The following is a 13,115-nucleotide window of genomic DNA, read 5'->3' as shown; positions in this document are numbered from 1 at the left end:
CGGGCGGCGGGCGGCGGGCAGTGGGCGGGGGCGGTTCGTACCGGCGTCAGTCCTGCGTATGGGGGGTGTCCCGGCGGGAGGCGGCCCTGCGCGAAGTGGTCCTGGGCCATGATGGCGGCGTACCGACGATGTGGCCGAGCAGATGCAGTGGCGCGGCGCCGACCCCGGCCGCCTCGACCGCGTCCCAGTAGGCGTGCGCATAGGACGCGTCGACCAGCCCGTGGACCAGCGGCAGCCCGGACACGGCGGTGTGCAGCAGGGATTCGAGTCGGCAGGAGGCGACCGTGCCCGGCAGCCAGGACCGTTCCGCGTAGCCGGAAGCGGCGGCCGGTGGCAGGTCGTCGGCGATGTGCCGCTCGGTGTCGCCGACCGCGAGCAGTCCACCCCCGACGGTCAGCACATCACACCGCTCCCGCATCCGGGCGAGGGCGCGTGCGGTGTCGAAGCAGTGCGGGAAGGAGTCGTCGACCACGACGGTGCCGGGGCGTAGCCGGTCGATGTCGAGGACGGCGGTGCCGCCGCTGCCACCGCTGACCGCGGTGATGATCAGGTCGGCCTCGTACACCGCGCTGGGAAGGCCCGGAGCGGACTCGGCCGTCGCCACCGACCCGGCCAGCCCGTTCCCGCGCAGCTCCGCGGCGAGCGCCCGCAGACGGGGCGCGCTGCCCGCGACATCGCACAGCAGCAGGTGGGCGGGCGGGCGTGGGCCGCGGGTGAGGAGCAGGTGGAGGGAAGAGGTGCCGATCGAGCCGAGTCCGACCATGGCGACGGTCAGGTCGCTCAGGTCGCGTCCGGTCGCGGCGAGGGCGGCGTGGACGGTCTTGACCACGGACACCGCTGTGGCGGCGTGGCCGGTGGTGACCACCGTCGCCCCGTCGGTGGCGCGTGCCACCTCGAATCCGTAGCCGGTCAACGCGGGGATCATGCCCGCCGGGGAGACACAGCGGACGCCGAGGGAGGCGGCGTGGCCGACGGCGCGGGCGGTGTGGCCGGTGAGCGCGCTGCCAGCGGCCAGTTCATCCGCGAACAGCGGCAGTGCGACGAACGCGGAGCGGCCCAACGGCGTGCCGATCTCCTCCAGGAGGCGGGGCCCGCCGTCCGGGAAGAGCAGATGCCGCATGTGTTCGCGGGGCAGGTCCGCTTCCGGGATCCCGGCGAGTGCCGCGAGGTGGCCGGGGGCGGGGAGATAGCCGATGAGCGCGGCGTCCGTGCGGGATGTGCGCGGGGCAGGGGCCAGAGCAAGGCGCGGACGTGGCGTGGCCGCCTGGGTGAGCTCGTCCCGCAGGAGACGGGTGAACGCGGCGAAGGCGGGCGCGTCGAGGGCAACGGCCGAGGCCCGCAGGGTGACACGCAGCCCGTCCCCGACCGGCCGAACGGCCAGGAACACATCGGTTCCCACCGGAGGCGGGGCGAGTTCTGTGTCGTGATGGTCCCAGTCGAGGGTGAGGGTCGCGCCGGTAGGTGAGCCGAGGGCGGAGAAGTCCAGGTAGCTGAAGAGGAATTGGGTGGCCCTCGGCAGACCGAGGGGGGTGAGTGGGGCGATCGCGGTGGGCGAGCTGCCGGAAGGCTCACCGCCGGTGGCACGACTGAAGCCGCCGCCGGTGCCGGGGACGGTGTCGCCGCCGGTGCCGTACGACCGTGCCGCACCGGCCTCCTCAGTGAGCGGGAGCAGGCTGGAGTGCGTACCGCCGGTGCCGCCGCTCGTGCCACGGCCGCTGTCGCCACCGGTGCCGTACGACCGTGCCGCACCGGCCTTCTCACTGATCCGGAGCAGGCCGGAGGACGTACCGCCGGTGCCACCGTTCGTGCCACCGCCGCTGTCGTCACCAGCGCCGTACATCCGTGCGGCCACGGTCTCCTCGGTGATCCGGAGCAGGTCCTCCCGGAAGGAGTGGAACGACCGGCCGCCGGACGTGGCTCCGGCACCCGCCTCCGCCACGCCGGGGCGCAGCGGTACGGCGGCCGCCAGGGAGCCGAACAGTCGGCTGATGTCGGGGAGTTGGTGGTCGCGTCCGGTGACCGCCAGGCCGAGGACGAGGTCCCGCCGGCCGGTGAGGCCCGCCAGAGCTCGGTAGTAGGCGGTCAGGACGGGGGCGTACGGCGTGGCACGGACGGTGGTGGCGAGGTGGCGCAGCCGGCCGTCAGCTCGGCGTCGAGCGTGAACCCCGCCGACCTGAACTCCGCCGAGCCGACCTCGGTGGCCCCGGCGCCCGCGGTCTCGCCACTCCGTGCACCCGAGCGGCGCAGGTCGGGCCGCTGGTACGGGGTGGCGTGGCGGGCCTGCCAGGCGATGGCCGCCGGGATCCGCCGTACGGCCAGGGCCAGGGCGAAGTTGGCGGCGGACAGGAGTGTCGCCCGGTGGCGATCCGCCGTCTCCAGCCACAGCGCAGGACGCTTGGCGAACGACAACGGCTCCAGCCGCACCTGTTTGGCGCGCGCGGCCAGCGGGGCCCGATGGGTGCCGATGAGGCCCATGTCGTGGAAGTACGGCATCCAGCTCGCCACCACATCGTCAGGTGTGATGGCCGCGGCGAGTCGCATCTGCTCCAGGTTGGCCAGCACGGCGGAGTGGGTCAGCTCGACGCCCTTCGGGGCTCCGGTGCTGCCCGAGGAGAACTGGACGAAGGCAACATCGCCGGGCGTGGCCTCCGGCAACCGGGCGGGTGGGCGACCCTGCCGCAACTCGTCCAGTCGCAACGGCTCGACGGCAGCGGGAGGCCTGGTAGTGGGTCAGACCGTGGTCGACCCATTGCTGGCGCTCTCGCGTCCCGTTCTGCCATAGGTGCCCGGCCGGTCACGCAACCCGCGGCTCACCATGATGTCGACGAGTTCGACGAGGTAGTCGGCGGAGAGTTCACGCTCGTAGTAGCCGGTGACGGCGAGCAGAGAGTCCAGCGGATGGTCGTACGGAGTGCCGGTGTCCAGCAGGAAGCGGACGTGGTTGCGCAGGATGCGCAGCTCGTCCTCGTAGCCGTACGGGACTCTGCGGACGAGCCAGTCCACGGACACGTTGGTGAGTTCGCCACTGACGGCTCCCCGTGCCCGCAGCAGGCGCACCTGTCGCTCCGGGTATGGATCCGCCCGGATGACCAGGTCGAGGAGGGACTGACCGGCGGTGTTCACGGCGTTGATATCGGCGCCCGCGTCGAGCAGGGACCACAGGAGGCTCCAGTGCTCCTCGCCTTCGACCCGGCGGGTGGTGGGGTGGGGGCGGCCGGGGCCCGCGGCCGTGAACTGGGGTGCGTTGCCGAAGGCCGCCTGGGCGAGCGCGGATCGGCGCCCGCCGTGAGCAACGCTTCGACGGCCGCGGCCGAACGCGCCGCCACGGCGTGGTGCAGGGGTGTCGCGCCGTACTCGTCGAGCGTGTCGACGTCAGCGCCCTCGCCGAGCGCGGCACGCAGCGCGCCCACGTCCCCGGCGGCGCACGCCCGCAGCAGGGCGCGGCCGCGCGGGTCGGGCGTACCGCGGGGCGGGAGTTCGAGAATGGCGAAGGCCACTTCCTGGTGCGGTGGTGCGGCGCTGGCCAGCATGATGAACCGTGCTCCGGGGAGCCGCGTCGCCACGCCGCCCAGATAGACGTCCTTCGCGAACTCCTCCGTCAGGAAGTCCATCGGGCCGAGGACACCGCAGAGCAGCTGGACGACGGAGCGCCGCCGCGGGTCCTGTATGCCTCGCAGGAGGGCGAGCCATTCGTTCCCCGCTTCGCTGTCCGAGCCATCAGAGCCTTCCGCGCCGTCCGCACCATCCCCACCATCCGCAGCCGTGCCGAACACATTCTCGCCGAACTCGGCCGCCTCCGCCGCCCACTCCTCCTCGTCGAGTTCCGTCAGCCATTCCTCGTCGGGGAGTTCGTCGCCGAGGAGGTCCAGCGCCTCGTAGACAGAGGGCGCGACACCGATGACGTCGAAGGAGGCATCCTCCTCATCCTCGAGCTCCTCGAACCCCTCGTCCTCGCCGTCCTCGTCCGCCGCGCCGACGCCGGGTGCCGGGGGCACCGAAGAGTTCCGCGAGGTCCGCGTCGTCGAAATACGTCCCCTCGGGGTTGTACTGCACGACCACATAGCGACCGCCGGTCAGCTCCTCCCGCAGCTCACCCGACTCGGCCTCCGCGAGACACCGCAACAGCTCGTCAAGATCCATGGCCGGAGTCTCGCAGGTGGGTCCGACAGCCACCGGGCCGCCGGACCCACCGCGGGCGACCGGCCTCTCAGGCGAACACCGACAGCAGCAGGGCCATCACCAGGCCGAGCACACTGACCAGGGTCTGCACGGCGGTCTGGGTCTTGGTGGCCTGGGTGAGGTCCATTCCGAACGACTCCTTGACCAGCCAGAACCCCGCGTGGTTGACATAGTTGAGGCCGAGCGAACCGGCCCCGATCGCGACCACGAGCAGGGATGCCTCCAGGCCCCCGCCGTCGCCGATCAGCGGGGCCACGATGCCGGTGGCGGAGACGATGCCGACAGTGGCGGAGCCCGTGGTCAGCGACAGCAGCAGGGCGATGAGCCAGCCCAGCAGGATCACATTGATGTGGGCGCCCTCGGCGGCCGACGCGATGGCATCGCCGATGCCCGAGTCCTGAAGTACCTGCTTGAACGCCCCTCCCCCGCCGATGATGAGCAGGATGGCGGCGATGGACTTCAGGCTGTCGGTCAGGGAGGCACGGGTCTCCTCACCCGAACGGCCGGAGTGGCCGGAGCGGGCTGCGCGGGCGGAGCCGACCATCGTCACACCGAGGGCGAAGACGAAACCGGCGAGCATCGCCACCAGCGGTTCTCCGGCGAACACGAGCGCGGCGCCCAGCCCGCTCGACTCGTCCAGCACCGTCTCGGCCAGGGTGCGCAGCAGCATCAGGACGACCGGCACCAGCACGGCCGCCACGGCCAGCCCGGTGGGCACACCGGTCCGGCGGGGCACGTCCGCACTCGTGTGCGCGCCAGACGCGCCAGACGCTCCGGCCCCCGCCGTGGCGACGGCCGGAGCGGGCTGACGCTCAGCCCCCGTGAACTGCGCCACCAGCTCGGCGTCCGGAGCGACATCGGGAAGCCGGGGCGCGATCCAGCGCGCGTAGACGGGCCCGGCCAGGATGACGGTCGGCACGGCGCAGACGATGCCGACGCCGAGGGTGAGACCGAGGTCGGCGTGCAGGCCGGTCATCGCGGTCAGTGGGCCGGGGTGGGGCGGCAGCATGCCGTGCAGGGTGGACAGCGAGGCGATGGCGGGCACACCGAGGAGCACGTACGGGCTGCCCTTGGTGCCGCCTTGCTCCTCCATCCTGCGGGCGACGCTGAAGATCAACGGCAGCAGCACGATCAGGCCGACCTCGAAGAACATGGGCACGCCGATGACGAACGCCGCGGCACCGACCAGCCAGGGCAGTCTGCGGGGCTCGGCGCGGGCGACGAGGGCGCGGGCGATGGCGTCGGTGGCGCCCGAGTCGGACAGCAGACGGCCGAGCATGGCGCCCAGGGCGAGGGTGACGCCCACGTCGCCGAGGGTGCCGCCGGCGCCCTCCTCGATGGATTCGGCGAGTTTCGCGGCGGGCTCCCCGGCCGCTATCCCCGTGCCCACGCTGACCAGGATCAGCGCGACGAACGGATGGACCCGCAGCCGGGAGTTGATGAGATAGATCAGTGCTGCGATCGCCACCGTGAGGATGAGCAGCAGCCACCAGGTGTGTGCGGTCATGCGATGCCTTTCCAGGACATATGGGTTCGTACCAGGGCATGCGGGGGGGGTCGTACGCCACCAGGGCATGGGTGGGCACGGGATGGGGGTGGTGTGGTTGTGGTTCAACGGCGAGAAGGGCGTGCGGTGGCCGCCCCGGCGGAGTGTTCGGTCAGTCCAGTCCCAGGTGTCCGACCAGCTCCGCCACGTTCTTGTCCTGCCGGGCCAGATACGTGGCGAACGCGCCACCCGTGGTGAAGGCGTCGGTCCAGCCGTGACGGGTGAGCTCGGCCTTCCACTGCCGCGAGGTGTGCAGCGCGGTCAGCACCTCGATCCAGCGTTCGCGGTCCGCGGAGCTGATGCCGGGCGGGGCGACGATCCCCCGCCAGTTGTCGAAGACCAGGTCGATCCCGGCCGCCTTCAGCGTCGGCACCCCGGGCAGCGCGGCCACGGGCCGGTCGCTGGTGACCGCGAGCACCCTGAGCTGCCCGGCCGCGATCTGGTCGAGGAACTCACCGATGCCACTGGTGGCGAAGTCGACCCGGCCGTCCAGCAGCGCGGGGAGGAGGTCGCCGCCGCCGCCGTCGTAGGCGTCGTAGCGCACCGTCTTCGGCTGGATGCCGACGGCGCGGGCCAGCGCCATGGGCAGCAGGTGGTCCGGGCCGCCCAGCGACGAGCCACCGCCGACCGTGACGTCTCCCGGGTGCTTCCGCCACTCGGCGACCAGGTCCGCGATGGTGCGGTACGGCGAGTCCTTGCGGACCACCACCGCCTCGGGCTCCTCGATCAGGCGGGCGATCGGGGTGGTCCGGGCCACGGTCACCTTCGCGTGGGCGACATGCGACGCGCCCAGCACACCGAGGCCCATCTGGAGGGCGAGCCGTCCGTTGCCCCGTTCGTCCACGATGCGCCGCAGGCCGACGGTGCCACCGGCCCCGGGCAGGTTGAACACTTCCATGTCCGAGGTGGTCCCGGTCTCCTCCAGCACCCGGGCCACGGTCCGGGCCGTGGTGTCATAGCCGCCTCCGGGTGTGTTCGGCACCAGGATCCGCAGCCCGTCGTCCCGGGTGTCGCCGGTGCCCGGCCAGGTGCCACAGGCGCCGACGAGCAGGGACAGCACGGCGGCCAGGGCGCCGGACAGGACGCGGGTGCGGGTGCCGGTGCGGCGTCTCATGGCACCTCCCTTTCGCTTCCCATACGGCGGACGCCATGATTGTGCGGCCTGGTGGACAATGCGCCCAGGTTGTGTCAGCAGGAGAGATTGAGTTCATTGTGGTCGCCGCGTTCCGTCGCCAAACACTCGCGGGCGAGATGCTGCTCCTCCAGCTCGCCATCGTCGTGGTGGTGCTGATGGCGGTGGCGGCGGTCTCGCTCGCGCAGTCGGAGGCCACCTTCAACCGGGTGGAGGGCCGCCGGGTCGGTGCGCTCGCCGAGCAGCTGGCCGCCCAGCCGCTGGTGCGCAGCAGGCTGGTGGGCCCCTCGCCGGCGGAGGCACTGGCCCCGCTGGTGTACTCGGCACGGGTGCAGTCGCGGGTGACGTCCGTCACAGTGGCCGACCGACGCGGGCGCGTGGTCAGCTCGACGAATCCCACCGTGCTCGGCGACCGGCTGCCCCTGGGCGAGGGGGTGGGCCGGGGCCGTGGCTGGTCGGGCACGCTGGACTGGGACGGCAGCCGCGAGCTGGTGGCGCAGGTGCCGGTGCTCGGCGCGACGGGGGACGACCTGGGGCGGCATCTGGGCACCGTGATGATCGGCGAAACGTCTCCCACGGTGTGGCAGCGGCTGAGCGGCGCGTCCTCGTACCTGCCCGTCTATCTCGGCGTGGCCAGCGCGCTCGGTGTCGTCGGCTCCTGGCTGCTCGCCCGGCGGGTCAAACGGCAGACGCTCGGCCTGGAGCCGCGCGAGATCACCGGGCTGGCCGAGCACCGCGAGGCGATGCTGTACGGCATCGCCGAGGGCGTCGTCGCCCTCGATCCGCAGCACCGGGTGACCCTCGTCAACGACATGGGCAGACGGCTGCTGGACCTGCCCGAGGACTGTGTGGGCCGGAACCTGGCCGAGCTGGGCATCGAGGGACGGCTGCTGGACGTCCTGGCCGGGGCGCGGAAGGAATCGGCGGACCCGAAGGACGAGGTCGTGGTCCGGCACGGCCGGGTCCTGGTCATGAACCGCATGACGGTCGTCAAGGACGGACGGCCGCTCGGGTCCGTCACCACCCTGCGGGACCGCACCGAGCTGGCGAGGCTGGAGCGCGAGATCGGCTCCTTCCGCTCCACCTCCGAGCTGCTGCGCGCGCAGACCCATGAGTTCGCCAACCAGCTGCACACCATCTCCGGGCTGATCCAGATCGGCGAGCAGGAGGAGGTGGTGCGCTACATCCGGGCGCTGAACCAGCGCCGTCAGTCGCTCGACATGTCCATCGGCCGCCGGGTCCGGGACACCGCCATCGCCGCGCTGCTGATGGCGAAGGCGTCCCAGGCCGCCGAGCGGAAGGTGGCCCTGCGCCTCTCGGACCGCACCGCGCTGGACCGGCTGACCCCCGAGGACGCCGCCGATGTGGCGACCGTGGTCGGCAACCTGGTCGACAACGCCATCGACGCCGCCACGTCCGAGCCCGGCGGTGAGAACAAAGGCGGCGGGTCGGGCGACGAGCCGTGGGTGGAGGTCGAGCTGCGGCAGGACCACACCAGTGTGGAGATCGTGGTGCGCGACTCCGGTCCCGGTGTCGCCCCCGGACTCGCCCAGGAGGTCTTCGCCCACGGCTTCACCACCAAGGCCGCCCGGGAGGGCGAGCGCGGCATCGGACTCGCGCTCACCCGGCTCGTCTGCGAGCGCCGCGGCGGCGAGATCGCGGTGACCAACACCAGTCAGGGCGCGATGTTCAGCGCCCGCATGTCCGTCAGCCACCCCGCCGACGCGGTGGCGGAAGGAGCGACCCGATGACCGAGTCGGCCGGCACGATCGATGTGCTCGTCGTGGACGACGACTTCATGGTGGCGCGCGTCCACCGCACCTTCGTGGAGCGGGTGGCGCCGTTCCGCGTCGTCGGCACCGCCCACACCGGCGAGCAGGCGATCGAGGCGGTCGACGCGCTCCGGCCCGACCTGGTCCTGCTCGACCTCTATCTGCCGGACCTCTTCGGCCTGGACGTCATCCCCCGGCTGCGCTCCGCCGGGCACGACTGCGACGTCATGGTGATCACCGCGGCCCGGGAGGCCGACGCGGTACGCGGCGCGGTCCGTCAGGGTGTGGTCGACTACCTCCTCAAACCCTTCGACTACGAGGATCTCCAGCCCCGCCTGGAACGCTATGCGACCCAGCGCGGACGGCTGCTCACCACGGTCGTCCGCGGCCAGGCGGATGTGGACCGCGTTCTGGCCGGGGCGTTCGCGCCCCCGGCGGGCGCTGCCCTCCCGAAGGGCCTGAGCGTGGAGACCGCCCAGCTCGTCGAGCGTGCCCTCCGCGAGGCGGACGGCACCGTCTCCGCCGCCGAGGCGGCCACCGCCATCGGAATCTCCCGGGTCAGCGCCCGCCGCTATCTGGAGTACTTCCACGCCACCGGCCACGCCGATGTCTCCCTGCGCTACGGCACCGCCGGCCGCCCGGAGCGCCGCTACAGCCGGCGGGCGTAACGCCTTGGTCGACGGCATCATCATCGCTCCCCAGGGGGCGGGCCGCGGCAATCTGCGCGCGCTGGAACAGGCGCGGGTGCCACTGGTCTTCGTGGACCGCACCGTCGACGGGTTCGATGTGCCCAGCGTGACCGCGGACAACGCGCAGGGGGTCGAACTCGCCGTCGCCCATCTCGCCGAACAGGGCCACACCCGCATCGGCTACATCGGCGGACCACCGTCCGTGTCCACCGGACGGGCGCGGCTCAGCGCGTTCCTGGAGGCGATCGCCCGCCACCACCTGGACGACGACCCCGTGCTGATCACGGCGGGGGACTTCCGCCGGGCGAGCGGTGGTACGGCGGCGGCGAAACTCCTCGCGCACCACCGGCCGCCGACCGCGTTGCTCGCCGCCGACAGCCTGATGGCGGTCGGCGCCCTGACCGAGGTGCGCCAACGGGGCTTGCGGATCGGCGAGGATCTGGCCCTGGTCGCCTTCGACGACATCGAGTGGTTCGGCGAACTCGATCCGCCGCTCACGGTGGTGGCCCACGATGCCCGCGCCTTGGGGGCGACCGCGATGCGGCTCCTGCTCGATGTCATCGACGGCGGCACGGCCGAGTCGGTCGTCCTGCCGATGCGGCTGATTCCCCGCCGGTCATCGGCGGCACGACCGCACACCGCTGCCAGTCATCCCTCCGCCTGACGACCCGACCCGCCCATCCCCTCACACTCCGCGGACCCGCCGCCTCGGCGCGGCGTTCGTGGAGCGACCCACCCTGCCCGACGCACAGACGAAAGGCTGACCATGCGCATCGCACTCGGCAACGACCACGCGGGGCTGACCCTCAAGGAACACGTCCGCCAGGTGTTGCGACGTCTGGGACACCAGGTGGTCGACTTCGGTCCCGACACCGACACCCCCGTCGACTTCCCCGACATCACCTTCGCCACCTGCGACGCCGTACGCAGCGGGGAAGCCGACCGCGCCGTGCTGGTGTGCGGGACCGGCGCGGGGGCGCTGATGGCCGCCAACAAGATCGCGGGCATTCGATGCGGTCTCGGCCATGACGTGTACTCCGCCCACCAGGCCGTCGAGCACGACGACGCCAACGCGCTCGCCATGGGCGCGTGGCTCATCGGACCGGCCATGGCCACGGAGGTCCTGGAGTCGTTCCTGGGCGCCACGTTCGACAACGACGCCGACACCGTACGCCGCGTGGCCAAGCTCCGCGATCTGGAGCTGCGTTCGGCCCGGGAGCTCGCCGAACACATCTGACGTCCGCCGACCACATCTGACGTCCCCGGCACACCTCGTCCCCACCCAGCCCACCTCCTCCCCAGCACCTCGTCCCCGGTACACCTCCGCTCGAAGGAGACCGGTATGAGCGCTCCTACCTCACCCTCTTCGCCCCCGCCCCCGCCCCCGCCTCCCGCACGAGGACGCGTCAGGACAGCCCTCGCGTCCGCCGTCGGCACCTGCGTCGAGAACTACGACTTCGTCGCCTACGGCACCGCGTCCGCCCTGTACTTCGGCGATGCGTTCTTCCCCAACTCGGATCCGGTGGTCGGCACCCTGCTGGCCTTCGTCACCCTCGGCGTCGGCTTCCTGATGCGCCCGATCGGCGGGGCCGTCGGCGGCTATCTCGGAGACCGCCACGGGCGTAAACCGGTCCTGGTCGGCGCCCTGCTGACGATGGGCATCGCCACCGTTCTGATCGGCATGCTGCCCACCTATCAGCAGGTCGGAGTGGCCGCGCCCGTACTGCTGGTGATCATCCGCTGTGTCCAGGGGCTGGCGTTCGGCGCCGAGTGGGGCAGCGCCGTGATGATGACGTACGAGCACGCGCCCCGCACCCGCCGCGGTCTGTACTCGGCGATACCGCAGGCCGGTAACCCTCTGGGCATCGCGCTCGCCAACATCGCCTTCCTGCTCTCCGCCACCCTCGACTCCGACTGGGCCTGGCGGCTGCCCTTCCTGGCCAGCGCCCTGCTGATCGTGGCCGGAGTGGTGATCCGGATGAAGCTCACCGAGTCCCCGGAGTTCGAGGCCGCCCGGGCGAAGGGCACCACCGTCCGCAACCCGCTGCTCAGCGTGGTGCGTGAGGACTGGCGCAATATCCTGCGCATCATCGCCCTGCGTGTGGTGGAGTCCTGCGCCTACTACCTGACGGCCACCTATCTCCTCTCGTACATCACCGACCGCGACGACGGCGACCGTGGCGTGGCGCTCGCCGGTGTGGTCACCGCCAGTCTGCTCGCCACCGCCACCACCGTGCTCTTCGGCGCGCTCACGGACCGCGTGGGCCGCCGCACGGTCTACCTGGTGGCGTGTGTGCTGGCCGCGGCCTTCGGCTTCCCGATGTATCTGATGGCCAACACGGGCGCTCCGGTGCTCATCGTGCTGATCTTCCTGATCGGCATCGGGGTGATCCACGCGGCGCTGACGGGCACTCAAGCCGCCTGGTTCGCGGAGCTGTTCAACACCGCCACCCGTACGTCCGGTGCTTCGCTGGGCTACCAGACGGCGGCGTCGGTGGCCGGTTTCGCGCCGTTCCTCGCCGTGCTGCTCGCGGAGTCCTTCGGCTGGGCGGGCCCGGCCGGACTGTATGTGTGCGTCGCGCTCGTGGGACTCCTCGGGGTGCTGTCCACCCGCGAGACCTGGAGCCCCGCACAGCGCGCGGTCCTCCCGGCCGGTCACGGTCAGCCGCGGCGAGCGGCCGATCGCGAACGGCACCCGTCACGCTGAGCCGAGGGAACGGCATCCCTCCCGCTGAGCCGAGCGGACGGCACCCCTCCCGCTGACCCGAGGAGCAGTCGGCCGGTGGGCCCGGACACGGCGCCGGACCCGCCGGTCAACGACGTCAGGGCTTGCGGGCCACCGCTCCGTACATCGCGATGTCCTCGTCCTTGATGTCCTCGGTGACGGTGGCGTCCGGGCGCCACTTGTGGACCTGGGTGAGGCCGGGCTCGACCAGCTCGAGGCCGTCGAAGAACCGCTCGGCCTCCGCCTCGGTGCGCAGCCGCATGGGCATGTCGCGGGCCGCGTACTCCCGGGCGACGCGGGCCACCTCGTCCGGCGCGAAGTCGGCGGTGCCGATGGACATCGCCAGGTAGCTGCCGGAAGGCAGCGGCTCCAGGAGGCGGTTGACGATTCCGTTGGCGTCGTCCTTGTCCAGGACGAAGTGCACGATGGCGATCACCGTCAGGGCGACCGGCCGGGTCAGGTCGAGGGTCTCGCGGAGCTCGGGGGCCCGCAGGATGGTGGCGGGCTCGCACATGTCCGCTTCGACATAGGCGGTCCTGCCCTCGGGGGTGCTGGCGAGCAGGCCCTGGGAGAGCGTGAGGACGATGGGGTCGTTGTCCACGTAGACGACCCGGGAGTCCGGTGCCACCGCCTGGGCGATCTCATGGAGGTTGGGCGAGGTGGGGATGCCGGTGCCGATGTCGAGGAACTGCCGGATGCCCGCCTCCTCGGCCAGATAGCGCACGGCACGGTTCATGAAGTCGCGGTTGGCCCGCATGTGGATCGGCAGGGCGGGCCACTCGCGGGACATGGCGATGCCCGCTTCCTTGTCGGCCGGGTAGTAGTCCTTACCGCCGAGGATGTAGTCGTAGATACGTGCCGAATGCGCGCTCTCGGTGTCGATGCGGTCGGCCGACCATCCGTTGTCGCTCAAGGCGTCCCCTCCCAGTGGATCGTCAGTTCGCTGTTGGTGCTGCTCCCGGGGCGCGGGGGGGGGGCGGGGGCCCCCCGCCGCCCCCGGACGGGTTGGGGGGTGGGGGGGAGCCCTCGGTGGTGGTGCCGCCCGGCCACACCCCCCCACCCCCCCCCCCTG

The 13,115-nt window shown here is 72.0% G+C and carries 12 protein-coding genes and 1 pseudogene; 5 read left to right on the top strand and 8 right to left on the bottom strand.

Annotated elements, in window-relative coordinates:
* Positions 1–46: 46 nt before the first annotated feature.
* The 7 genes and pseudogenes from ACFXB5_RS16190 to ACFXB5_RS16160 form a co-directional block, all read right to left on the bottom strand.
* Positions 47–1,939, bottom strand: a complete 1,893-nt coding sequence (locus ACFXB5_RS16190) for a hypothetical protein (RefSeq protein ID WP_385207806.1) — start codon at positions 1,937–1,939, stop codon at positions 47–49.
* 356 nt (positions 1,940–2,295) lie between these two features.
* Positions 2,296–2,715 (bottom strand): annotated as a pseudogene (locus tag ACFXB5_RS16185) (AMP-binding protein); the annotation flags it as partial.
* A 15-nt stretch (positions 2,716–2,730) separates the two neighbouring features.
* Positions 2,731–3,123: a hypothetical protein gene (locus tag ACFXB5_RS16180; RefSeq protein ID WP_385207803.1), complete on the bottom strand. Its 393-nt coding sequence runs from the start codon at positions 3,121–3,123 to the stop codon at positions 2,731–2,733.
* Positions 3,120–3,995, bottom strand: a complete 876-nt coding sequence (locus ACFXB5_RS16175) for an ankyrin repeat domain-containing protein (protein WP_385207801.1) — start codon at positions 3,993–3,995, stop codon at positions 3,120–3,122. Before ACFXB5_RS16175 ends, ACFXB5_RS16180 begins: the two co-directional genes overlap by 4 nt.
* A complete protein-coding gene (locus ACFXB5_RS16170) occupies positions 3,922–4,140 on the bottom strand; it encodes a hypothetical protein (RefSeq protein WP_385207798.1) in 219 nt (72 codons plus the stop codon). The genes ACFXB5_RS16175 and ACFXB5_RS16170 overlap by 74 nt, the downstream gene beginning before the upstream one ends.
* A gap of 67 nt (positions 4,141–4,207) precedes the next feature.
* Complete coding sequence (locus tag ACFXB5_RS16165; RefSeq protein ID WP_385207795.1) at positions 4,208–5,686, bottom strand: GntP family permease; 1,479 nt, start codon at positions 5,684–5,686, stop codon at positions 4,208–4,210.
* A 151-nt stretch (positions 5,687–5,837) separates the two neighbouring features.
* On the bottom strand, positions 5,838–6,839 hold the full coding sequence (locus ACFXB5_RS16160; protein WP_385207792.1) for a Bug family tripartite tricarboxylate transporter substrate binding protein: 1,002 nt from the start codon (positions 6,837–6,839) through the stop codon (positions 5,838–5,840).
* 98 nt (positions 6,840–6,937) lie between these two features.
* Between ACFXB5_RS16160 and ACFXB5_RS16155 the strand changes: the two genes are divergently transcribed.
* The 5 genes from ACFXB5_RS16155 to ACFXB5_RS16135 all read left to right on the top strand — a co-directional run bounded on the left by ACFXB5_RS16155 (position 6,938) and on the right by ACFXB5_RS16135 (position 12,025).
* Positions 6,938–8,608 (top strand): ATP-binding protein, encoded by a 1,671-nt coding sequence (locus ACFXB5_RS16155; RefSeq protein ID WP_385207919.1) that lies wholly within the window; start codon positions 6,938–6,940, stop codon positions 8,606–8,608.
* Positions 8,605–9,297: a response regulator gene (locus ACFXB5_RS16150; protein ID WP_385207790.1), complete on the top strand. Its 693-nt coding sequence runs from the start codon at positions 8,605–8,607 to the stop codon at positions 9,295–9,297. The genes ACFXB5_RS16155 and ACFXB5_RS16150 overlap by 4 nt, the downstream gene beginning before the upstream one ends.
* A gap of 4 nt (positions 9,298–9,301) precedes the next feature.
* Positions 9,302–9,982 (top strand): substrate-binding domain-containing protein, encoded by a 681-nt coding sequence (locus ACFXB5_RS16145; protein WP_385207788.1) that lies wholly within the window; start codon positions 9,302–9,304, stop codon positions 9,980–9,982.
* Positions 9,983–10,084: 102 nt separating this feature from the next.
* On the top strand, positions 10,085–10,555 hold the full coding sequence (locus tag ACFXB5_RS16140) for an RpiB/LacA/LacB family sugar-phosphate isomerase (RefSeq protein WP_385207786.1): 471 nt from the start codon (positions 10,085–10,087) through the stop codon (positions 10,553–10,555).
* A 105-nt stretch (positions 10,556–10,660) separates the two neighbouring features.
* Positions 10,661–12,025 (top strand): MFS transporter, encoded by a 1,365-nt coding sequence (locus ACFXB5_RS16135; protein WP_385207783.1) that lies wholly within the window; start codon positions 10,661–10,663, stop codon positions 12,023–12,025.
* A 115-nt stretch (positions 12,026–12,140) separates the two neighbouring features.
* Here the strand turns inward: ACFXB5_RS16135 and ACFXB5_RS16130 are convergent, their stop codons facing one another.
* Complete coding sequence (locus tag ACFXB5_RS16130) at positions 12,141–12,956, bottom strand: SAM-dependent methyltransferase (RefSeq protein ID WP_201848643.1); 816 nt, start codon at positions 12,954–12,956, stop codon at positions 12,141–12,143.
* Positions 12,957–13,115 lie beyond the last annotated feature (159 nt).

The sequence above is a fragment of the Streptomyces sp. NPDC059455 genome (genome assembly GCF_042750115.1).
Taxonomy (GTDB): domain Bacteria; phylum Actinomycetota; class Actinomycetes; order Streptomycetales; family Streptomycetaceae; genus Streptomyces; species Streptomyces endocoffeicus.
The sequence above is the reverse complement of the archived record's forward strand: the minus strand, read 5'-3'. Positions and strand labels throughout refer to the sequence as shown.

Bases quoted from the DNA above. Each gene is read 5' to 3' on its own strand.
- ACFXB5_RS16140 (WP_385207786.1), top strand. From the start codon at position 10,085: ATGCGCATCGCACTCGGCAACGACCACGCGGGGCTGACCCTCAAGGAA.
- ACFXB5_RS16150 (WP_385207790.1), top strand. From the start codon at position 8,605: ATGACCGAGTCGGCCGGCACGATCGATGTGCTCGTCGTGGACGACGAC.
- ACFXB5_RS16170 (WP_385207798.1), bottom strand. From the start codon at position 4,140: ATGGATCTTGACGAGCTGTTGCGGTGTCTCGCGGAGGCCGAGTCGGGT.
- ACFXB5_RS16135 (WP_385207783.1), top strand. From the start codon at position 10,661: ATGAGCGCTCCTACCTCACCCTCTTCGCCCCCGCCCCCGCCCCCGCCT.
- ACFXB5_RS16160 (WP_385207792.1), bottom strand. From the start codon at position 6,839: ATGAGACGCCGCACCGGCACCCGCACCCGCGTCCTGTCCGGCGCCCTG.
- ACFXB5_RS16165 (WP_385207795.1), bottom strand. From the start codon at position 5,686: ATGACCGCACACACCTGGTGGCTGCTGCTCATCCTCACGGTGGCGATC.